This window comes from Providencia sp. Je.9.19 (assembly GCF_051129765.1).
Taxonomy (GTDB): domain Bacteria; phylum Pseudomonadota; class Gammaproteobacteria; order Enterobacterales; family Enterobacteriaceae; genus Providencia.
In genome coordinates this window covers 1-22,214 of record NZ_JBCPSS010000005.1, presented here as the reverse complement: position 1 = coordinate 22,214, position 22,214 = coordinate 1, and the positions used below count along the sequence as shown (strand labels likewise).

The 22,214-nt window shown below is 39.2% G+C and carries 17 protein-coding genes and 1 riboswitch; of the genes, 10 read left to right on the top strand and 7 right to left on the bottom strand.

From position 1 onward, the window contains the following. Positions 1–21: 21 nt before the first annotated feature. Complete coding sequence (gene gadC / locus AAZR93_RS16425; protein ID WP_434720439.1) at positions 22–1,578, bottom strand: glutamate:gamma-aminobutyrate antiporter; 1,557 nt, start codon at positions 1,576–1,578, stop codon at positions 22–24. Between the two features lie 106 nt (positions 1,579–1,684). After that, complete coding sequence (locus AAZR93_RS16420; protein ID WP_294105192.1) at positions 1,685–3,085, bottom strand: glutamate decarboxylase; 1,401 nt, start codon at positions 3,083–3,085, stop codon at positions 1,685–1,687. A 601-nt stretch (positions 3,086–3,686) separates the two neighbouring features. On the opposite strand from AAZR93_RS16420, the gene AAZR93_RS16415 reads away from it, so the two are divergent. Then, complete coding sequence (locus AAZR93_RS16415) at positions 3,687–4,736, top strand: linear amide C-N hydrolase (RefSeq protein WP_434720438.1); 1,050 nt, start codon at positions 3,687–3,689, stop codon at positions 4,734–4,736. Positions 4,737–4,792: 56 nt separating this feature from the next. On the opposite strand, the gene metF is transcribed toward AAZR93_RS16415, so the two are convergent. Together metF and argE are read right to left on the bottom strand one after the other, a co-directional pair. Then, on the bottom strand, positions 4,793–5,677 hold the full coding sequence (gene metF / locus AAZR93_RS16410) for a methylenetetrahydrofolate reductase (protein WP_294105198.1): 885 nt from the start codon (positions 5,675–5,677) through the stop codon (positions 4,793–4,795). Between the two features lie 225 nt (positions 5,678–5,902). Further along, positions 5,903–7,078 carry an acetylornithine deacetylase gene (gene argE, locus AAZR93_RS16405; RefSeq protein WP_434720437.1) on the bottom strand — a complete coding sequence of 392 codons (1,176 nt, stop codon included), beginning with the start codon at positions 7,076–7,078 and terminating at the stop codon, positions 5,903–5,905. Positions 7,079–7,180: 102 nt separating this feature from the next. Here argE and argC point away from each other — a divergent pair, with 102 nt between their 5' ends. The 4 genes from argC to argH all read left to right on the top strand — a co-directional run bounded on the left by argC (position 7,181) and on the right by argH (position 11,744). Then, entirely contained in the window at positions 7,181–8,185 is a 1,005-nt protein-coding gene (gene argC / locus AAZR93_RS16400; RefSeq protein WP_294105203.1) for an N-acetyl-gamma-glutamyl-phosphate reductase, read from the top strand. A gap of 38 nt (positions 8,186–8,223) precedes the next feature. Further along, positions 8,224–9,000: an acetylglutamate kinase gene (gene argB, locus AAZR93_RS16395; RefSeq protein WP_294105206.1), complete on the top strand. Its 777-nt coding sequence runs from the start codon at positions 8,224–8,226 to the stop codon at positions 8,998–9,000. A 67-nt stretch (positions 9,001–9,067) separates the two neighbouring features. Then, a complete protein-coding gene (locus AAZR93_RS16390) occupies positions 9,068–10,285 on the top strand; it encodes an argininosuccinate synthase (protein WP_434720436.1) in 1,218 nt (405 codons plus the stop codon). 82 nt (positions 10,286–10,367) lie between these two features. Continuing rightward, positions 10,368–11,744 carry an argininosuccinate lyase gene (argH, locus tag AAZR93_RS16385; RefSeq protein WP_434720435.1) on the top strand — a complete coding sequence of 459 codons (1,377 nt, stop codon included), beginning with the start codon at positions 10,368–10,370 and terminating at the stop codon, positions 11,742–11,744. Positions 11,745–11,809: 65 nt separating this feature from the next. Here the strand turns inward: argH and AAZR93_RS16380 are convergent, their stop codons facing one another. Then, on the bottom strand, positions 11,810–12,163 hold the full coding sequence (locus AAZR93_RS16380) for a hypothetical protein (protein WP_434720434.1): 354 nt from the start codon (positions 12,161–12,163) through the stop codon (positions 11,810–11,812). Between the two features lie 1,554 nt (positions 12,164–13,717). Between AAZR93_RS16380 and oxyR the strand changes: the two genes are divergently transcribed. Beyond that, positions 13,718–14,629, top strand: a complete 912-nt coding sequence (oxyR, locus tag AAZR93_RS16375; RefSeq protein ID WP_294105217.1) for a DNA-binding transcriptional regulator OxyR — start codon at positions 13,718–13,720, stop codon at positions 14,627–14,629. Between the two features lie 95 nt (positions 14,630–14,724). Here the strand turns inward: oxyR and sthA are convergent, their stop codons facing one another. Further along, on the bottom strand, positions 14,725–16,122 hold the full coding sequence (gene sthA, locus AAZR93_RS16370; RefSeq protein ID WP_294105219.1) for a Si-specific NAD(P)(+) transhydrogenase: 1,398 nt from the start codon (positions 16,120–16,122) through the stop codon (positions 14,725–14,727). A 506-nt stretch (positions 16,123–16,628) separates the two neighbouring features. Between sthA and fabR the strand changes: the two genes are divergently transcribed. Together fabR and AAZR93_RS16360 are read left to right on the top strand one after the other, a co-directional pair. Beyond that, on the top strand, positions 16,629–17,285 hold the full coding sequence (gene fabR, locus AAZR93_RS16365; protein ID WP_434720433.1) for an HTH-type transcriptional repressor FabR: 657 nt from the start codon (positions 16,629–16,631) through the stop codon (positions 17,283–17,285). A gap of 13 nt (positions 17,286–17,298) precedes the next feature. Then, positions 17,299–17,691, top strand: a complete 393-nt coding sequence (locus AAZR93_RS16360) for a YijD family membrane protein (RefSeq protein ID WP_294105222.1) — start codon at positions 17,299–17,301, stop codon at positions 17,689–17,691. Between the two features lie 71 nt (positions 17,692–17,762). Here AAZR93_RS16360 and trmA read toward each other — a convergent pair whose 3' ends face one another. Continuing rightward, positions 17,763–18,860 (bottom strand): tRNA (uridine(54)-C5)-methyltransferase TrmA, encoded by a 1,098-nt coding sequence (gene trmA, locus AAZR93_RS16355; RefSeq protein ID WP_434720544.1) that lies wholly within the window; start codon positions 18,858–18,860, stop codon positions 17,763–17,765. A gap of 111 nt (positions 18,861–18,971) precedes the next feature. Beyond that, positions 18,972–19,266, top strand: a riboswitch (cobalamin riboswitch). Between the two features lie 75 nt (positions 19,267–19,341). Here trmA and btuB point away from each other — a divergent pair. Then, positions 19,342–21,216, top strand: coding sequence for a TonB-dependent vitamin B12 receptor BtuB (gene btuB / locus AAZR93_RS16350; RefSeq protein ID WP_434720432.1), 1,875 nt, complete (start codon positions 19,342–19,344; stop codon positions 21,214–21,216). Then, a complete protein-coding gene (gene murI / locus AAZR93_RS16345) occupies positions 21,161–22,024 on the top strand; it encodes a glutamate racemase (protein ID WP_434720431.1) in 864 nt (287 codons plus the stop codon). Before btuB ends, murI begins: the two co-directional genes overlap by 56 nt. The last annotated feature ends 190 nt before the right edge of the window (positions 22,025–22,214 follow it).

The following is a 22,214-nucleotide window of genomic DNA, read 5'->3' as shown; positions in this document are numbered from 1 at the left end:
TTTTTCACATTATGACTCGAATTATTTTTTATTCGATGGCTCGTCTGCTGGCTTATCATCATGAACTAAATGATAGGTAGAGCGCGCCCGTGGGTGAATAAAGAAATGATTGGCTGGTGCATTATGTGTTTTGATATGTACCATTGAGACGCCTGTTTTTTTACCGCGTTTATCATGGAATGCATAGATGATAAACGGAACTAAGAAAATAATAACAAAACTGACAGCGAGTAATGTGACATAGGTATTATCGCTTCCTGCACCGGGTAAAGAGCTTGGTGGGAAGAAGGAAACCACAAATGCAAGAATCGAGATAATTAAACCGGCAGATGCAAGCGCTAACTTAACGCCTTTACCTCCAGGAATATTGAACGCACGTTTTTTCTCAGATTGTTTGCAAACTAAATGCATATATCCGATGAATAACATGAAGTAGCTACAAAGATAAATGACTACTGTTAGGGCTAAGGCAATTAGGAACGACATATTACCGCCGCCGCCAGTATTGGTCAGCACAATAATAGCTATTGTAGTAATCAGTAGTTGAGAAACTACCAATGTAACAGGCACGCCATTTTTATTCACCTTCGCAAAACTTTGCGGCAAAATACCTTTTTGTGCAGCGACATACATTCCGCGAGATGGACCGACAATCCATGATGCAATTTCGGCTAACACACCTAAAAGTAATAATGCTGCGATAATGCGAACAGCCCACTCAAGCGTTGAATTGAAGTGGGTTACGAGCACATTAAAGGTTTGGACTACACCCGCAGAAAGATTTATTTCGCTATTAGGGATGACCGCTGCAACCGATAGACCACCAATCGAGCTAAGGCATATTGCTGCAATCATTAACAAGAACATCGCCGCAGGATAATCTCTACCTGGATTTTTCATCTCATTAACGTGTGTTGCTGAGGCTTCTACACCCATATAACTTAAGATAAAAGCAACAAAAACGACTAATGTCCCAATTTGTGTAAAGTCAGGAATAAATGTCGCTGCACTTATTTCAATCGCAAGTGGGGCACCACTAACTAAATAGCTAATCGCTAAGCCAACTAAAATGAGAGCAGGTAAAAGGATACCAGCAAAGAAGCCAACTTTGGCGATCGTCGCGGTGTATTTAGTACCACCAAATTGGGTAAAGGCTAAAGCCCATAAAATCACTAAAGCAGCAATAGTTTTAATGATGGGATCAGTGTTGAGCTCGGGCCAATTAAGAATATAAGAGAGTGCACCGAGTACGAAATAAAGCATAGGAATAAAACCGACCGCGATTTGCAGATAGCCAAAAGAAATGGCTGCAAATCCCCATCGTTCACCTAATGTATTGGAAACCCAAGCGAAAATCCCCCCTTCTTCCCAGCCTTCTACGGTTGCCATTTCGGCAGCACATAGCGCTACTGGAATAAACCACAACAAACCACCTAATAATAAGAAAAAAACTAAACTGAAACCGGATGTGGCAAATGTTGGGTACTCATACACTGCCATAACCATGGAGGCCGTGATCGCAAAAAAGCCCAGTAAACTCAGCTGTTTTGCTGCTGGAGCTGTGGTTGCCGTCGTCATAGACGTTCTCCTGTAATGTATTTAGCAAAATCAATCGGTACAACACTAAGACTTAATTAGACCAAAGAACAATGAAGACTCTTTGGCCTAATTATCGACAATTTGATTAGCTATGATTGAAGCCGCCGCCTTCTTGTTCAGAGAGCGGTTTACTAACAGGGTGTTTATCGAAATAATCTAGAGTACGTTTGAAATCTTCGATTAACAAAGCGGCAAGATCTAAACTGACACCGTGACGGACTAAAATACGTTGAACTACGAGATCTTCACGGTTGGCAGGCATAGAATAGGCCGGCACTTGCCAACCACGGCTGCGCAGTTTATCTGCGATATCATATAAAGAATAGTTTGTGGCTTTGGCGCCTTTTTTGAGTTTCCATGCAATAGCAGGGATACCTTTTTGGCTATCGCCATCGAAAATCATTTCAAAAGGACCTAATTTTTCGATTTCACGTGCAAGATATTGTGCAGTTGCGTAACACGCATTATGAATTTTTGCATAGCCTTCACGGCCAAGACGCAAGAAGTTATAGTATTGCGCGATAATTTGGCCACCCGGGCGAGAGAAGTTCAAGGCAAATGTCGGCATGTTACCGCCTAAATAGTTCACATTGAATATCAGTTCTTCGGGTAAATCCGTTGCTTCACGCCAAATGACCCAACCCGCACCAAGAGGAGCTAAACCGAATTTGTGGCCTGAAGAGTTAATTGATTTGACGCGTGGTAAGCGGAAATCCCATTCAAGGTCAGGGGCACAGAACGGGGCAAGAAAACCACCACTTGCACCATCTACGTGGATAGGGATATCTAATCCAGTGTCTTTTTGCAGTTTATCTAAGGCATCATGAACGGCTTTAACGGGTTCATATTGGCAAGTGAATGTCACACCTAAAGTGGGTACGACGCCAATGGTGTTCTCATCAACACGCTTTAGAACTTCTTCCGGGTTCATGATGAGACGTTCGCCTTCAAGAGGGATCTCTCTGAGCTCGACATCAAAATAGCGAGCAAATTTATGCCAACAAACCTGAACGGGTCCACAAATTAAGTTCGGTTTATCGGTAGGTTTTCCTTGTGCCGCGCGTTTTTTACGCCATTGCCATTTTAGGGCTAACCCACCTAACATTGCAGCTTCTGATGACCCTATGGTTGAGCAACCGAGAGTATTTTCTGCATCTGGTGAATGCCAAAGGTCAGCTAACATGTGGACACAGCGATTTTCGATTTCGGCTGTTTGCGGATACTCATCTTTATCGATCATGTTTTTATCGATAGATAAGTCCATTAATTCGCGAATTTCATCATCAACCCAAGTTTGACAAAATGTCGCTAAATTTTGTCTTGAATTTCCATCAAGCATTAGCTCATCGCGTACAGCGCTAAATACATTGCGTGGATCTCTTTCTTTCGCTGGAAATTGAGTTTTGGGTAATGATTGAGATAGGTCAAATGATGAATATACATCATCGAGCTCACTATAGGTCGGTGTTAATGACTTTTTACTCATATCTGTAATTTCCTTAATAACTAAATGTTAATTACTGCGTTTGAATATTAAGTTCCATAATTAATATAAGACAGAAATCTTATATTAACAAAGTAAATATTAAATTTTATTTTTAATGTCTTAATTTGACTGTGGTCTTTAACGCTATAATTCTAATATAGTAATGTACTATTAGTCGAATATTGATGTTATTTTTTATTTATAAATCATTGCATTAAATAACTGCTATATTATTAATTTTAATTTTCCATGTTATTCATATGGTTATGCTAATGACTTATTGTGATTGATAAATCAAAATAAGTCATTTATTAAGTCTTAACTGTTTGGTTTCGTGCTTATTTGCAAACAATATTTTTCCTAATTGTTACAGAATTTAATTTATCATTTTCGGGTGGTTTCATATATGTTTTAGTTCGTTTTATGATGATAAATTTTAATTCATTTATATAGACGTTGGATTTGATTTAAATTATGTATTATAAATAGGAATATAGTTATTAGATTACTATTCTTTAAATATCTAAGGGTATTGTTACTATTCGGTAGTAATGATGAATTTATATTATTATATCTTTTGAATTACATAATGGAAAATAACATGGGTAATCATGCTTTTGCCTGCACAACTTTAGCTATCACCGATAAAGGAAATAATATCTATCACGGCAGAACTCTTGAGTTTTCATCTGACGAACCTGCCTCACTCTTATCCTATTATCCCAAAAATCATACTTTCCAGCGGCAAGCACCTAATGGTACGCAGGGATTAAAATATAAAGTTAAATACCCCTTTTTAGCAATCACGGCAGCAGTTAGCTTTACAGGGGCTAAAGATGTATTGCAAGGGGTTAATTCGGCTGGGCTTTCATTCAGTCTAAATATGATCACTGACTCTGAGCTCGCTCCTTTGAGTCCGACAAAATATGCAAAAGCAGTACCTATCGCGTCAATTGGTGAATGGGCATTATCTTTGTATGCGACGGTTGCGGAACTGAAATTAGTTATTCCCAAAACGGCTTTTTGGTCACAGAAATTACTCTTACTGCGAAATATGCCAAGTCCGTTTCATTATGCTTTTTATGATAAAACAGGTGACTGTATTGTGGTCGAGGTCTCTGAGGGCAAATTAAAGGTTTACGATAATCCAACACGTTGTATGACGAATGGCCCTGAATTTCCATGGCATTTAACCAACTTAAATAATTATACACAATTATCAAATATCGATGTTTCTTCAAGTACCCTCGGTAATATCAAAGTCAGTCAACCGGATAGTGGAATTGCACTTGCCGCAGTGCCAAATGCGGATACTTCAGTGGGGCGGTTTGTCCGAGCAGTTTATTATTCTACTTATTATCATCAGGTTGTAGATCCTGACGTTCAGATTGTTGAACTAGCGCATGTCATGAATAAATTTGATCGACCTAAAAATGCTTCAGTTGATCCGATGTTAGGGGAAGATGACATTTTTAAATTATATCTTACTGAATACTCGGTATGGACAGTACTGACGGATCTGCAAAGAGGTCTTTTGTATTTTAGAGGATACAACAATCTTAATTATCAAAAATTTACACTTGAAGAATTTAAAAATGAAAAAGAACCTGTTTTTATTCAAGTTAACCTTCCTAATACGAATGGGATATAGATAGGTCGTTGAAAGTGGAAGCGTAGAGGCTGCGCTATAGCAGCCTCTTAAAACGATTAAGGTCTTACACCTAAAGTATGGCAAATCGCATAAGTGAGTTCTGAACGATTCAGCGTATAGAAGTGGAAATCTTTCACTCCTTCGCGACTTAAAATTTTCACCATGTCCATTGCGATGGAAGCACCGACTAAGTTACGACTTTCTGGGTCGTCATCTAACCCTTCATACATTCTGCTCATCCATGATGGAATACGCACGTTAGTCATTTTGGCAAATCGATCCAGTTGACGGAAATTGGATACAGGTAAAATGCCTGGGACAATCTCAACATCAATACCGGTTGAAACACAGCGGTCACGAAAACGCAGATAGCTTTCTACATCGAAGAAAAATTGGGTAATTGCACGGTTAGCACCGGCTTCAATTTTCTTTTTTAAGCTAATTAAGTCAGCCTGAGCACTTTTCGCTTCAGGATGGACTTCTGGGTAAGCGGCAACTGAGATATCAAAATCAGCTTCAGCTTTGAGTAATTCGACTAAATCTGTGGCATACATGTCAGGTTTACGGCTGTTGTCGGGTAGATCACCCCGCAATGCGACAATATGGCGGATACCGCTATTCCAATAATCGCGAGCAATTCCTCTTAACTCATCACGGCTGGCATCAATACAAGTGAGGTGAGGTGCGGCAATGAGTCCTGTTTTATCTTTAATATCTTTAATGATGCTATGGGTTCGATCACGTTCACCTGAGTTCGCACCGTAAGTGACAGAGACAAATTTTGGTTTAAGATTTTTTAGCCTGTCGATAGATTTCCATAAAGTCTGTTCCATCTCTTCAGAACGAGGGGGGAAGAACTCAAAAGAGACATTAATTTGTCCATCTAATTCAGCTAAATTTTGATTCAACGCTTCGCGCTGATTTGCGTGAAAGAAACTCATACCCTGACCCTCGTGACTTTATATTTATTTATGACTAAATCCATTTATGCATCTATACGTTTAGACGTCTAAATAGAGATTACCGAATATTAATCGAGAGTCAACACTTAAATTAAATACATAACTGATGTTTTTTCAGTCACAACACGAAAAAAATTCATGATAAAAAAGCGTAACCCTTGATAAAGGACTACGCTTGGAAAAAATAAATAGAGTAAGTTGTTGTTATTTAGATGAATCAGCTTGTAGTTCTGTTAAACAAAAGTGTTCGACCATCTGACTTATCAATTGGCGAGTGGGCTCGATAAATTGCATATCGATAAATTCATCTGGCTGATGGGCTTGCTCTATTGAGCCTGGCCCCAAAACGAGCGTTGGGCACAATTCTTGAATAAAAGGTGCTTCGGTACAGTAATTAACGGTATCGGCTCTTTGCCCCAGCAACTGCTCAATCACCACAACCATTTTGTGATCTGTTGGACATTCATAGCCGGGGATTGGCGGATGCATAGGTTCAATCGCTAAACGCCCTGGCCATCTAGCTTTAACGGGTTCTAATGTCTCATTTAGCAGGTCATCAATATCTTGGAGTGTTAAACCTGGTAGTGGGCGGATATCCATATGTAATTCACAGCAACCACAAATTCGGTTTGCCGCATCACCGCCATGAATATGACCAAAGTTCATCGTAGGATAAGGAATGACAAACGCTGGATTATTAAAACGCTCTCTTAACGTTGTTCTCAGTGTCATGAGATGCGAAATAGATTCATGCATTAAGTCGATAGCATTCACACCACGGTCAGGATCACTTGAGTGACCCGATTGCCCCGTAATACGGATAGCATTGGAAAGATGGCCTTTATGTGCACGTATTGGTTGTAGCGATGTGGGTTCACCAATAATAGCAAAGTCTGGGCGCAGCGCAGTGCTTGCCGCAAAATAGCGAGCGCCAGCCATAGAGGTTTCTTCATCTGCGGTCGCTAATATATGAAGAGGGCGTTTGAGTTGAGTTAAATCAACATCACGTAATGCATCAAGAATAAAGGCAAAAAAGCCTTTCATATCCGCAGTCCCTAAACCATATAGCTTGCCATCGTATTCAGTTAACTCAAATGGATTTCTTGTCCAACGCCCATCATCAAATGGAACGGTATCGGTATGGCCACATAACATTAGCCCACCATTTCCCTCACCAATTGAGGCGAGAAGATTATATTTATCTCGTGTATCGGGAACGGATTGGATATTTACAGAAAATCCGAGTGTTTCGAACCAACCGCCGAGTAACTCAATAAGGGCTTTATTGCTCTGATCAAGATGAGAATCAGTCGCACTAATCGACGGAATGGCAATTAATTGACGATAAATCTCAATAAATGCAGGTAATTTAATATTCACTGTTGACAGCCTTTATCCATAATAGTATCAATATTCATGCACTTTATTTGAATAAAAATACACATTAAACTGTTTGGGTCACGAGTACAAGGTAGAATACTTATGTTGAACGCACTCATTATCGGGGCTAGTGGCTATACTGGCGCAGAATTAGCCGCTTATTTGCAACGTCATCCTGAAATTAATCTTCAAGGATTGATGGTTTCCGCACAAAGTACAGATGCAGGTAAATGCTTTTCTGAGTTATATCCTCAATATAAAGGCATTATTGAGCTTCCAGTACAGCCATTAACAGACGTCGCCGCAGCGGCACAGGGCATTGATGTTGTTTTCCTCGCAACAGCTCATGAAGTTAGCCATGACATTGCCCCTCAATTTCTTGAGGCGGGTTGTGTTGTATTCGACCTCTCGGGTGCTTATCGTGTGCAAGATGCCGCTTTCTATCCTGAGTATTACGGTTTTGAACATACAAATACTGAGTGGCTAATGCAAGCAGTTTACGGTTTAGCTGAGTGGCAAGCTGAAAAAATCAGCCAAGCACAGCTTATTGCTGTACCTGGATGCTACCCAACAGTGTCTCAATTAGCGCTTAAACCGCTGATTGAGGCTAATTTGCTTGATGACGATATGTGGCCAGTTATTAATGCGACAAGCGGTGTATCGGGCGCAGGGCGTAAAGCATCGATGGCGAATAGCTTTTGTGAAGTTAGCTTACAGCCTTATGGTATTTTCACGCATCGTCATCAACCTGAAATTGCGACACATTTGGGCAGAGAGGTTATTTTTACGCCACATTTAGGTAATTTTGCCCGTGGCATACTGGCAACGATTACTTGTAAAGTGAAGCCCGGTGTAACTGCTGAGCAAATTAGCCAAACGTTTAAAACTGCTTATCAAGATAAACCTCTTGTGCGTTTATATGATAAGGGTGTTCCAGCCCTAAAATCGGTTGTTGGGACACCATTTTGTGATATTGGCTTTGCTTTGAAAGGTGAACATCTAATCTTAGTTGGAACAGAAGATAACCTATTAAAAGGTGCTGCTGCGCAAGCTGTTCAGTGCATGAATATTCGTTTCGGTTTTAATGAAACTCAGTCATTACTTTAATGCTCTTATGGGCAAGAATTAATTAAGGATAAAACCCCATGCAACCATTAGTGATTAAATTGGGCGGTGTGCTACTCGATAGTGAGGAAGCGCTTGAAAGATTATTTACTGCTATTCAAACCTATCGTCAGGCTCATCAGCGGGAACTGGTGATTGTGCATGGTGGTGGCTGCCTAGTTGACGAGTTAATGCAAAAACTGCAATTACCTGTGATGAAAAAGCAAGGGTTACGTGTGACGCCTGCTGACCAAATTGACATTATTACGGGTGCACTTGCGGGTACCGCTAATAAAACACTATTGGCATGGGCGATAAAGTATCAGTTACAAGCCGTGGGCTTATCGTTAGGTGATGGCCAAAGTGCCGTGGTTACCCAAATAAATGATGAGTTAGGCCATGTAGGTAGCGCAAAACCTGGCGATGCAACATTATTAAAACTGCTTCTTTCTGCAGGGTATATGCCGATCATTAGCTCTATCGGCGTGACCAAAGAAGGTTTATTGATGAATGTTAATGCGGATCAAGCTGCAACCGCGATTGCACAAGTCTTGAATGCGGATCTTGTTTTACTCTCGGATGTTAGTGGCATTCTTGATGGTAAAGGTCAAAAAATTGATGAAATGACGACGAGTAAAGCGCAGAAGTTAATTGACCAAGGCATTATTACTGATGGAATGATCGTAAAAGTGAATGCTGCACTTGATGCTGCGGCAACATTGCAGCGTCCTGTCGATATTGCAAGCTGGCGTCATGCGGAGCAACTTCCTGCGTTGTTTAATGGAACAGCGATCGGAACACGAATTTTGGCATCATAAATTGACGTATTAGTACGTTAACTGATGAATTAAATAATTAATTAAGCGGAATTGGGATAGGTAAGTTATGAAAAAGGGCATTAAAAAAATCGTTTTGGCATACTCCGGTGGACTCGATACATCAGCAATCATTCCATGGTTGAAAGAAAATTATGATGAATGTGAAGTTATTGCTTTTGTTGCAGATGTTGGCCAAGACAGAGAAGAGTTAGTCGGCGTAGAGCAAAAAGCATTGCAGTCAGGCGCATCTGAGTGCTATATCGTTGATTTACGTGAAGAATTTATTAAAGGGTACATTTATCCAGTGCTGAAAACAGGTGCGCTGTATGAAGGCAGCTACCTACTCGGTACTTCAATGGCTCGTCCTATCATTGCTAAAGCACAGGTTGAAATTGCATTAAAAGTCGGTGCGGATGCCGTTGCTCATGGCGCCACAGGTAAAGGTAATGACCAAGTCCGTTTTGAAAGTACGTATACTGCATTAGCGCCACAGCTACAGGTAGTTGCACCATGGCGTGAGTGGGATTTACGTTCCCGTGAAGCACTGCTGGATTATTTAAAAGTGCGTAATATTCCAACCACGGCGAGCCTTGAAAAAATTTATAGCCGTGATGAAAATGCATGGCATATTTCAACAGAAGGCGGTGTATTAGAAAGTACTTGGAATGCCGCGAACCAAGATTGTTGGGTATGGACCGTATCCCCAGAAGATGCACCAGATGAAGCTGAATTAGTGACTGTTGGTGTTAAACAAGGTGAAGTGGTTTCAGTTAATGGTAAAACGCTTTCTCCATTAGGTTGTTTAGAAACACTAAATAGCTTAGGTGCGAAACATGGTGTTGGCCGTATTGATATCGTTGAAAACCGTTTAGTGGGGATGAAATCACGTGGGTGTTATGAAACCCCTGGTGGCACTATCATGATGGCGGCATTACGTGGTATTGAGCAACTTGTTTTAGACCGTGATAGCTTCAAATGGCGTGAACAGTTAGGTCTTGAAATGTCATATGTTGTTTATGATGGACGTTGGTTCGCACCATTGCGTCATTCATTACAAGCTGCTGCAGAATCATTAGCGCAAGATGTGACAGGTGAAGTTGTTCTGAAATTGTACAAAGGTCAAGTGACTGCAATCCAGAAGAAAGCAGATAAAAGCTTATATTCTGAAGAGTTTGCAACTTTTGGTGAGGATGATGTTTACGATCACAGCCATGCTGGCGGTTTTATTCGTTTATATTCATTATCGTCACGTATCCGTGCATTGAAAGAACAAAACAAAGCATAAAAAATCGCGTTAATGTAATACCCCGACTGCGGTTTTGCGGTCGGGGGCAAAACTTATTTTATCAATCAGGTAGGGATTAGTTATGGCACTTTGGGGTGGGCGTTTTAGTCAGGAAGCCGATCAGCGGTTTAAACAATTTAATGATTCATTGCGTTTTGATTATCGCTTAGCGCAACAAGACATTATCGGCTCAGTGGCATGGTCAAAAGCGTTAGTCACAGTAGGTGTTCTGTCTAATAGTGAACAACAATCTTTAGAGCAAGCGCTCAATGCATTATTGAAAGAAGTTCAAGATAATCCTGAAATTGTGCTGCAAAGTGATGCAGAAGATATCCACAGTTGGGTAGAAGGCAAACTGATTGATAAAGTTGGCGATTTAGGTAAAAAATTACATACGGGTCGTAGCCGTAATGACCAAGTTGCCACTGATTTAAAATTGTGGTGTAAAGATCAAGTGGTGTTACTCCTCGAAGCTGTGAATGAGTTACAGCAAGCATTGGTGATCACTGCTGAAAATAATCAAGATGCCGTTATGCCTGGGTACACACATTTACAGCGCGCACAACCGGTGACATTTGCGCATTGGTGCATGGCCTATAGTGAAATGTTGGCACGTGATGAAAGCCGCTTGCAAGATACACTAAAACGTTTAGATGTAAGTCCTCTCGGTTGTGGTGCTTTAGCAGGAACGGCTTATGATATTGACCGTGAACAACTTGCACAGTGGTTAGGCTTTTCATCTGCAACACGTAATAGCCTTGATACGGTCTCTGATAGAGACCATGTACTTGAATTATTATCAGATGCCAGCATTGGTATGGTCCACTTATCGCGTTTCGCTGAAGATCTAATCTTCTTTAATAGTGGTGAAGCTGGGTTTGTCGAGCTTTCGGATAAAGTGACCTCTGGTTCATCACTAATGCCTCAAAAGAAAAATCCAGATGCATTAGAGCTTATTCGTGGTAAATGTGGCCGTGTACAAGGTGCGCTTACCGGTATGATGATGACCTTGAAAGGTTTACCGCTGGCTTATAATAAAGACATGCAAGAAGACAAAGAAGGGCTATTTGATGCCCTTGATACCTGGTTAGATTGCATGCACATGGCGGCATTAGTTTTAGACGGTATTCAAATTCGTCGTGGACGCTGTGAAGATGCGGCAAAACAAGGTTATGCGAATGCAACAGAGCTTGCTGATTACTTAGTTGCGAAGGGGATTCCATTTCGTGAAGCGCACCATATTGTAGGTGAAGCAGTGGTAACCGCAATAACCCAAGGGAAGGCTCTAGAAGAGATGGCGCTGAGTGATTTGCAAAAATTCAGTGATACAATTCAGTTAGATGTGTATGAAGTTCTATCGCTACAATCGTGTTTAGATAAAAGGCTTGCTAAAGGTGGGGTATCTCAGAAACAAGTTGCGAATGCAATTGCAGATGCGAAAATTCGCTTGGGTTTGTAGCGCGTATTATTGAGTAAAAAATGGGGGGTAGCATGGCTACCCCAATTCCCATAACGTGGTTGTTATTAAATATATTTAATGGTTAACATACCTAATTGTTTTTGTTCATTTATCCAGTTATAAGAATATTCACCTCTGCCACTATTGATTACTTGCCAGCCTTTAGTTTGTGTCACTTTTTTAATATCTAAATGGTTGCTAGTCATATCTGCATTATCATCAAGGCAATTAAGTGTAATTTGTTTGTTATTAATTTCATTAAGGCACGGCGGTTGAACAATAGCACCACTGAAATGAATAACGCCAGTGTGCTCATCATTAGATGCGTGTGCATTAATAGACATAAATGTAGGTACTAACAATAGGGCTGCTAATGCACCAACAAATGTTTTTTTAGTCATTGATAGTAAATTTTTCATAATAGTATCCTTTGGCTGATTTATAGATAATCAACTTGCTGTATGTTTGAATGAATGAAACGAAATATTCTATTAATAAATACTGTTTTTAATTAAGTTCTCATAATGTCGTGTATGGGATGAATTATAAATTAAAAAACCCTCTAAAGGTGTAAGCTGTAAAGGTAAAATGTGTGTAAATATAATCATAATCTATTATTAATCTACTATTTCCATAGATCGTAATTATGATGTAAATTTTATGAAACCCTAAATAACTGGCCTTTTTGGTATTAAATATTCTTGTATCTCTATTTTAATCTGGTTTTTGTTGGTTTAATCTGCTGACTGATTTTTTTTGGCTATGGCCATTTAATGACTGTCAAAATGTGAAGCCTTTAGGTTAAGTTAAGATTTTTAATTTATTTTTATATAAAAACTTACAAAGTTTAATCAAGAATGAAAGCAAATATAACAAGATGTTTCTGGTGTTCTAGTATTTAAACGTATATTGGTTATATTGATAGATATATCTGTCCTCACAAGATAATAATATTATCTTCTATAATAAGAATTAAAGGAAAGTGTGTCAGTATCATTGCAAATAACTATTTATTTTTTCATTTTTTATGATTTATTAATTGTCCATTGTATTTTTAGTGTGATTATCTTATCCCCATTTCTCCGAGTTCATTTCAAGTTAGATTTTTAGACGAATATTTGAGTTACTCAATATTACAATGTGGTCATAGTTCAAATTTATTACGCATTTTTGTTGTTATACTACGTTGAGGTGTCACATATGGCTGATTATCTAAGTAACGAAATTCAATGTTGCTGTATTTTTCACAAGTCGAATTTGAATATTCTGTAATATACTTATTGATAATAGTGATGAAGAGAGGATTGATGATTTTTTAGCGGTTGTCATAACATTTTCTCCTTAGCTGTATTATTACTGATGAATAAGCTCTTAAAGAAGTTGTTAAATGGTATTTATAAGTATTAAAACTGATGGTTATCTCATTTCTGCTCTTGTTATATTATATTTATTATTTACGTTATTTTAAACTTATTCAACTGTAAAATAGTTTAAAAATGTGTATAAAATTCTTAAAAATTAGCTTTGATAGTTATATTAACCAGTGTGTAATATTTAGTTAGCCTTGATGATTTCAATGCTAGTCTTATATATCATTAAATGAATAACTTGATGTACTATCAGACTAGTTCGCATTCTATTGAAATATATAGCGTTGGTTTTTTAATCTGAATTCAGTCTTTAAAAGATCATATTTAGGTCTTTTATACCTGCTGATATATGTTAAGTAGTCTTTATGATTTGAGGTGAGATGTTAAACGAACGTATGAAAGTTAGATGACGCATTTTGTTTCCAATTATTACAAATTGTTTCTTAATAAGGTGTTTAATTGTGTTTAAAGAGGTAATTTAGGTATATTCATCGATATATTAATAGATAAAACAAAACAATATCGTTATAGTGATTGGTATTATCTATCTATCTTTATTTAGATTTGCCTAAGAATAAACGAAAGGACGAGAAGAAAAAAGATATGAATATTCGAGATTTGGAATACTTAGTAGCACTCGCCGAACACAAACATTTTAGACGTGCCGCGGACTCTTGCCATGTAAGCCAACCTACATTAAGTGGCCAAATCCGTAAGCTAGAAGATGAGCTTGGTGTGATGCTCTTAGAAAGAACCAGTCGTAAAGTTCTTTTCACCCAGCAAGGATTACTTCTTGTCGAACAAGCTAGAACGATTTTGCGAGAGATAAAAGTTTTGCAGGAAATGGCTGCATTGCAGGGGGAAAGTATGTCTGGTCCTCTGCATATAGGTTTGATTCCAACCGTTGCTCCTTACCTTTTACCTCATATTATTCCGCAATTACACCAAGCTCATCCAAAACTTGAAATTTATTTACATGAAGCACAGACGCAGCAACTGCTTGCTCAGCTTGATAGTGGTAAATTAGATTGTGTGATTTTAGCTCAAGTGAAAGAAACAGATCCTTTTATTGTCGTTCCTTTATTTGAGGAACCAATGAAACTCGCTATATATGAAAGCCATCCATGGCATGATCGCAATACGATTGAAATGAGCGAGCTCGCGGGTGAAAAATTACTTATGTTAGAAGATGGCCATTGTCTGCGTGATCAAGCGATGGGTTTTTGTTTTCAGGCAGGGGCAAAGGAAGATACTCATTTCAGAGCAACGAGTTTAGAAACTTTAAGGAATATGGTTGCAGCAGGCAGTGGTATAACACTATTACCTGATTTAGCCGTACCTAATGAAGCTTGTCGTGATGGTGTTTGCTATTTAAATTGTGTTGAGCCAGAACCTAAACGCACTATCGTTTTAGTTTATCGACCAGGTTCACCATTGCGTGGACGTTATGATCAACTCGCTGAAACTATTTATAAATCAATGGATGAATACTATAAAAATAAAATCTATTTATAAAATAAATGGAAAATGATAAATATCAGCGTAATAACAATTATAGCCGGAGAATATCCGGCTAAATTTATGGTGTTATTTACATTAATCAGCAAAGCCTAGAATAATCGATTCAAACCATTAAGCGCTGCAACACGAAAAGCTTCAGCCATAGTTGGATAGTTGAATGTAGTATTCACAAAGTATTCGATGGTATTTCCTTCACCTTTTTGTTCCATAATCGCTTGGCCGATATGAATAATCTCAGCCGCCCGTTCACCAAAGCAATGAATACCTAGAATCTGCAATGTTTCTCTATGAAATAGAATTTTTAAGCTGCCAACATTCATACCTGCAATTTGAGCACGTGCTAAATGTTTAAATTGAGCGCGGCCAACTTCATAAGGTATTTTCATTGCAGTCAGTTGCTGCTCTGTTTTACCTACGGAGCTAATTTCAGGAATGGTGTAAATACCGGTTGGAATATCTTCAACCAAATGCGCATTACCTAAACCACAAGTAATCGCTCGGGCTGCAATTCTGCCTTGATCGTAAGCTGCGGATGCTAAACTTGGATAACCAATAACATCGCCAACAGCATAGATATGTTCATTAGTCGTGCGATAAGCGTGATCTACTTTGACTAAACCGCGACTATCTGCATCAATTCCAACATTCGCTAGGCCTAAACCATCAGTATTACCAGTGCGTCCGTTGGCATAAAGTAAACAATCCGCTTTTACTTTTTTACCTGACTTCAGATGCACAATAACGCCATCTTCTACGCCTTCAATTTTTTCATATTCTTCATTATGGCGTATAACAACGCCACTATTCCAAAAATGATAAGACAAGGCGTCTGACATTTCTTGATCAAGGAATGCCAGCAAATTATCGCGAGTATTAATTAAGTCAACTTTAACGCCTAATCCACGAAAAATAGATGCATACTCACAACCAATGACGCCTGCACCATAAATAATGACGTGGCGTGGCTCATGTGTCAGGTTGAGAATAGTATCGCTATTATAGATTCGGGAATGGTTGAAATCGACATCTGAAGGGCAATAAGGGCGAGATCCAGTCGCAATAATAATTTTATCTGCATTTAGGACATCACAACTGCCATCGGTATAGCGAACACTAACATGTTGATCATCAATGAAAGTCGCTTCACCAGAGAACATATGGCAACCATTGCGTTCATAAAACCCTTGGCGCATGCGTGTTTGTTGGCTAATGACCGTTTCAGCATGTTTTAGAATTTCAGCAAAAGAAGAGCGCAAGCTACGAGAGTTATCGCTATAAAGCGGGTTTTGATTAAATTCGATAATTCGACTAACGGCGTGACGGAGTGATTTCGAGGGGATAGTTCCCCAGTGGGTGCAGCCGCCGCCGACATTATTGTAACGTTCTATAACAGCAACGTTTTTTCCTTGTTTCACGAGCCCCATGGCGGCGCCTTCACCACCAGGACCAGAGCCAATGACAATTGCATCAAAATGGGTGTGTTGCATGAGATAAGACCTGCTCTAAAAACAAAATGACAACAATATGTTATCATTAGTCGCATATTTAACCTAATATCCCTTTTTTCTTATTGCCTTTCGCTCCGTCACTTTGTTGGTTACATTCGTTCACTCTAGTCACGTAGTTATCTACGTTCCCAGAGATTCACTCTTTTGCCGCCTCGCGACGAAACGAAATTCAAGAGAAAAAGATTTGTTAGGGTTTTTTAATTCGAAATTCTTAGAGGAAATAACTTTTAGTGAAAAAGTGAGAAAGTAAAAATACCAAATGTATTTTTTGAGGCTATGGTTACAAGGAATAGGGTGGCGGTTGTATAAAAAATAAATCAGGAAACTGGTTAGGCGAAATTCTGAAAATAACGAATTTATAGTAAGAATCAATTTTTCTCCAAAACAGTTTAATTATTTTCAGGTATGCTAGATGTTAAGCTACATTTACGATTTATATCTTTGATATATGAATCGCGTTTAATGAAATAGAGATTAGGATCACCGTGAGCAACACTATTGGCGTTAGAGCAAAACAAAAAGAAAAAACTCGTCGTTCACTCGTCGAAGCTGCATTTAGCCAATTAAGCGCCGAACGGAGTTTTACAAGCCTTAGCTTGCGTGAAGTTGCCCGTGAAGCAGGTATCGCACCGACCTCATTTTATCGACATTTTAAAGATGTTGATGAACTTGGGCTAACAATGGTTGATGAAAGCGGTCTTATGTTGCGTCAACTGATGAGACAAGCTCGCCAGCGCATTGCTAAAGGCGGGAGTGTGATCCGTACATCAATCTCGACCTTTATGGAATTTATTGGTAATAACCCCAATGCCTTTAGGTTACTATTGCGTGAACGTTCAGGAACCTCCGCAGAATTTCGTGCCGCAGTCGCCAGAGAAATTCAGCACTTTATTGCCGAACTAGCAGATTACCTTGAGTTAGAAAACCATATGCCTCGTCATTTTACTGAGATGCAAGCAGAAGCAATGGTTACGATTGTATTCAGTGCAGGTGCTGAAGCGCTTGATGTTGATGAAGAAAAGCGACAGTACCTCGAAGAACGGTTGGTACTACAGTTACGAATGATCGCCAAAGGTGCGTATTACTGGTATCGCCGTGAACAAGAAAAACAAAATCAAACTGCCCCGGACCTAACGAAATAATTAAGGAGAATCAATGAAGGATCACAAAAGTTATGAAAGAAGCACATTGCTATTGGCCTTAGTGATTGGTTTGTCAACGCATGGGACTTTCTCTGCGATGTTTAACTCTTTAGTTGAGTTTTCTATCTTCCCAGTCATTACCTTAGTACTTGCTGTTTATTGTTTACACCAGCGTTATTTACATCATGCGATGCCTATAGGGTTACCCAAGTTCGTAGTTGGTAATTTCTTTATTGGTGTTTTTGGTTATGCCGCTATTTTACGTGTTCAACATCCTGAAATTGGCTCTAACTTTATTCCAGCAACCATTATTGTGATTCTCGCTTTGTGGCTATATAAAAGCTGGAAAACGCGCAAACAAGAACAATTAGAATTAGCCGCGGAACGCGAAGAAGCTGAAGTTTAGTATTGCTTGGACGAATAAGATTAAAGCGCCGTTATTGATTATTCAAATAACGGCGTTTTTCGTTATAAAGACTAACGGCGAGTCAATAGCACACCGCTTTCCATATGATGGGTATAAGGGAACTGATCAAATAGGGCAAGTTTTTCTATTTTATGTGTTTTATTTAGTACTGATAAATTATCGCTGAGCGTCTCAGGATTACAGGAGATATAAAGAATATTGTCGTACTCTTGGACTAACTGCACTGTTTTATCATCTAAGCCACTACGAGGCGGATCAACAAAAATGGTGTTGCATTGATAATCTGCAAGGTTGATCCCTTCTAAGCGACGAAATTCACGAGCTCCATTCATTGCTTGTGTAAAATCTTCAGCAGACATTCGGATAATCTGCACATTTTTAATGTTATTGGCTTCTATATTATATTGAGCAGCAGAAACTGACGGCTTCGCAATCTCAGTCGCTAATACACGGTTGAAATTTTGCGCTAGCGCTAACGAAAAATTACCATTCCCGCAATACAATTCTAATAAGTCACCAGTAGCGCCTTTTGTTGCGGCAATGGCCCACTCTAACATCTTAATATTGACCTGTGCATTTGGCTGAGTGAAGCTATTTTCAACTTGGCGATAAATCATTTCTCTGCCATTAACAGGCAAGACTTCATCAACATAATCATTATCTAGCATGATTTTTGTTTTTGATGCACGGCCAATAACTTGAACATCAAAACCTTTCGCAACTAATGCCGCTTTTAGTTTTTTTGCTTCACAAGTCCACTCATCACCTAGCTTTTTATGGTAAAGCAAAGAAACAATTAACTTATTGCTCAGTGTTGAAAGGTAATCGACTTGAAATAGCTTGTGGCGAAGTAATTCACTCTGCTTAATTAATGGCAATAACTCAGCCATTAATTGATTAATTAATTGGCTAGCGACAGGAAATTGTTCAATGTGAATGCGTTCCTTTGTCTCTTTATCAAACATAATATGGAACAGGTCATCACCTTCATGCCAGAGTCTGAACTCCGCACGCATCCGATAATGGGATTTTGGAGATGAAAAAATTTCAGGTTCGGGTGCTGCATAAGGAGCCATTATCCCCTTCAATCGGTTCACTTTTTCTGCAAGTTGCAGTTCATAATGTTCGGTGTGCAACGTGTTTTGCATCATATGGCTCCATAAAACAGTCAAAATTCTTATCAGGGGCGAAATTGTAGGGAAAGCAGCGAAGATGTCCAGTTTTCATTATGCATCCATAGACTCTAGTCGCGAATCGACTTAGGATAATAGCGCTGTGGTTTTATGAATGAATAGGGAATCTGGTGGGAATCCAGAACTGACGCGCAACGGTAATTAAGATTATACCCGTCATACTTCAAGCCGCATGGTTGTTGACTTCGCAAAGCTACCCAAACTGTATACTTATATATGCTTATTGGGATTTCGTTTGTCGCTTACATGCAATTTGAGTTATTTAGGGAATAAATGCAGATATAAAACATGGTTGTGTTTTGCATGAGCATTTAATTTATAACTCTTTTAGTCCGATACCTACCACGGCTTTAATCGCTTCGTTGAATATTAGCGCGAACCTTATATTCGACCTCGCGGAAATTTTAATTAAATTGATTTTCCGAGTGTAATCATAATGAATAATAATAAGTTGCTGCCTTTATCGGTCGCTGCTATAGCAGTGTTGTGTGGGATTTCTTCTTTGGCAAGCGCAAGTGCAAACAATAAGTCTGACGAGCTCGTTGTGTCTGCAAATCGTTTTGAACAACCCATTTCTTCTATATTAGCACCTGTCACTGTTGTGACTCGTGAAGAAATAGATCGCTGGCAGTCCAATACCGTTATTGATGTTCTGAGACGTTTACCGGGTGTGGATGTTGCTCAAAATGGTGGAATGGGGCAACAAAGCTCTCTTTTTATTCGCGGTACTGAATCACGTCATGTGCTTGTATTAATTGATGGTGTTCGTCTAAACCAAGCCGGTATTTCTGGTTCTTCTGATATGAGCCAAATTCCTATCTCTTTGGTTCAAAAAATTGAATACATTCGTGGGGCAAGATCGGCAGTATACGGTTCGGATGCAGTAGGTGGTGTGGTCAATATTATTACGCGCCGTGATAATGATGGTACAACCTTGAATGCGGGCATTGGCTCACATGGATACCAAAATTATAACGGTTCAACGCAGCAAAAAATTGGTGAAAATACAACAGTAACTGCTGCTGCGGCTTATACGCATACGACTGGCTTTGATGTAGAGGCAAGAGGAAATACAGGGGGGCATCCACAGCCTGATAAAGACGGTTTCCTTAATAAGACGTTATGGTTAGGTGTTGAGCACCAATTTACGACTAACACTTCAGCTTATGTACGTAGTTATGGCTATGATAATCGGACTAGCTATGATGGCACACCAGCTGATACTCGTAAGTTATATAGTAGAACGTATGAGTCTGGGTTGAAGTATGTCAATGGTAAATACTCTTCAAGCTTGTTAGGAAGTTATGGTCATGTGAAAGATTACAACTATAACTATCACAATGGGCGTTATGGCAACGGTTCTGCACTTGATGAATCAGATCAGTATAACCTTCAATGGGGTAATAATTATAGATTAGAAAAAGGGAATATCAGCACAGGAATTGATTATCAACGCCAAAGTATAGAGCCTGGCGGCTATACGATGACGAGTAAAAAAGAAACAGTAAATAGCACGGGTATTTATCTTACAGGACAATACGCAATAGTTGATTCTGTTATTGGTGAAGGTGCAATTCGTTCCGATCATTATTCAGAGTTCGATTGGCATACAACATGGCAATCTGGATTAAGCTGGGAATTCTATGACGGTTATAAATTAATTGGTTCTTATGCTACAGCATATAAAGCACCTAATTTAGGGCAGCTATATACAGATAATGCTATGTGGAATATAAAAGGAAACCCAAATTTAAAACCTGAAGAAAGTAAGCAGTGGGAAATTGGCCTAGAAGGTGAAACAGGATTATTGTTTTGGCAACTAACGGGTTATCAAAATGATATAACAAATCTTATTGATTTCACTACCGATTCAGTAACGTATGCAAGTTCTTATAACAATATTGGTAAGGCAAAAATTAAAGGTGTTGAGTGGAATGGTGAATTTCAGACGGGTATTTTTAGTCATCAACTCACTTTACAGTATCTAGATCCAAGAAATGAAAAAACTAATAAAGTGCTTAATCGTCGCGCAAAACAACAAGTTAAGTATCAGCTGGATTGGAATATAGATAAAGTTGATATGGGGCTGACATACCAATACATAGGCCAACGTTATGATATCAATGAAACTTATCAACGTACTAAAGTTGGTGGCGTAAGTATTTGGGATATCACTGCCGCATATCCAATCACTTCACATCTCACAATTCGTGGTAAAATAGCTAATATGTTCGATAAAGACTATGAGACCGCGTATGGTTACCGCACCGCAGGAAGAGAATATTTCCTTACCGGAAGCTACAACTTCTGATAACAACCAATCTGTTCGCCCGACCATTCTAGTATTTGACTCTGGAGTGGGCGGGTTATCTGTCTATCGTGAAGTCAAAAAATTGATCCCCAATGCGCACTATATATATGCATTCGATAACGAAGCTTTCCCCTATGGTGAAAAAAGTGAAGCTTTCATTATTGATAGGGTTTATCAAATCGTTAAAGCTATTGCAGCAAAGCACCCTTTAACCATCACAATTATTGCTTGTAATACGGCAAGTACCGTCAGCCTTCCCAATCTTAGAGCCAATTTTAAATTTCCTGTAGTTGGTGTTGTCCCTGCAATAAAGCCTGCGACCAAACTCACCCGCAATGGAGTGGTTGGATTATTGGCAACAAAAGGCACGGTAAATCGTGAATACACCAAAGAGCTTATCGAACGATTTGCCACAGATTGCAAAGTGGTTTCTTTAGGTTCGGCTGAATTAGTGCAATTAGCAGAAAGAAAACTACATGGTGAAACCTTACCATTAGACGAAGTTGCACAAACTGTCAGGCCATGGCTAAGAATGTCAGAACCGCCAGATACGGTTATTTTAGGTTGCACTCATTTTCCACTCTTAATAGAAGAGCTAGAAAAAGTGCTGCCAGATGGCACAAGGTTTATTGATTCGGGCTCAGCGATTGCCAGAAGAACAGTTTGGCTGATTAATAATCAAGCCGAAATTATTGAATCTGATGAAGAGGATTTTGCATATTGCATGCTAATGAATGAAAGCGTACAGGGATTGCGACCTGTTCTTGAGGCTGAAGGCTTTATTTCGCTGAAAAAACTAGCTATCTAAGTTAAATCTGATGGAAAGCTGAGCAAACAAATAAAAAGTTTAAAAAAAGGGTTGCCAGAATTTTCTGACTCCCTATAATGCGCATCCACTGACCGGGAACAAGACAACGCAAAGCGCGATGAACACTGAAACGGCAGCGAGAGAATCTGAAAAGATAAGCGAAAAAAAAGCTTGACTCTCCATGAGGAAA

Coding starts and splice junctions, on each gene's coding strand:
- gadC (WP_434720439.1), bottom strand. CDS start 1,578: ATGACGACGGCAACCACAGCTCCAGCAGCAAAACAGCTGAGTTTACTG.
- AAZR93_RS16420 (WP_294105192.1), bottom strand. CDS start 3,085: ATGAGTAAAAAGTCATTAACACCGACCTATAGTGAGCTCGATGATGTA.
- AAZR93_RS16415 (WP_434720438.1), top strand. CDS start 3,687: ATGGGTAATCATGCTTTTGCCTGCACAACTTTAGCTATCACCGATAAA.
- metF (WP_294105198.1), bottom strand. CDS start 5,677: ATGAGTTTCTTTCACGCAAATCAGCGCGAAGCGTTGAATCAAAATTTA.
- argC (WP_294105203.1), top strand. CDS start 7,181: ATGTTGAACGCACTCATTATCGGGGCTAGTGGCTATACTGGCGCAGAA.
- argB (WP_294105206.1), top strand. CDS start 8,224: ATGCAACCATTAGTGATTAAATTGGGCGGTGTGCTACTCGATAGTGAG.
- AAZR93_RS16390 (WP_434720436.1), top strand. CDS start 9,068: ATGAAAAAGGGCATTAAAAAAATCGTTTTGGCATACTCCGGTGGACTC.
- argH (WP_434720435.1), top strand. CDS start 10,368: ATGGCACTTTGGGGTGGGCGTTTTAGTCAGGAAGCCGATCAGCGGTTT.
- AAZR93_RS16380 (WP_434720434.1), bottom strand. CDS start 12,163: ATGAAAAATTTACTATCAATGACTAAAAAAACATTTGTTGGTGCATTA.
- oxyR (WP_294105217.1), top strand. CDS start 13,718: ATGAATATTCGAGATTTGGAATACTTAGTAGCACTCGCCGAACACAAA.
- sthA (WP_294105219.1), bottom strand. CDS start 16,122: ATGCAACACACCCATTTTGATGCAATTGTCATTGGCTCTGGTCCTGGT.
- AAZR93_RS16360 (WP_294105222.1), top strand. CDS start 17,299: ATGAAGGATCACAAAAGTTATGAAAGAAGCACATTGCTATTGGCCTTA.
- trmA (WP_434720544.1), bottom strand. CDS start 18,860: ATGCAAAACACGTTGCACACCGAACATTATGAACTGCAACTTGCAGAA.
- btuB (WP_434720432.1), top strand. CDS start 19,342: ATGAATAATAATAAGTTGCTGCCTTTATCGGTCGCTGCTATAGCAGTG.
- murI (WP_434720431.1), top strand. CDS start 21,161: ATGGTTACCGCACCGCAGGAAGAGAATATTTCCTTACCGGAAGCTACA.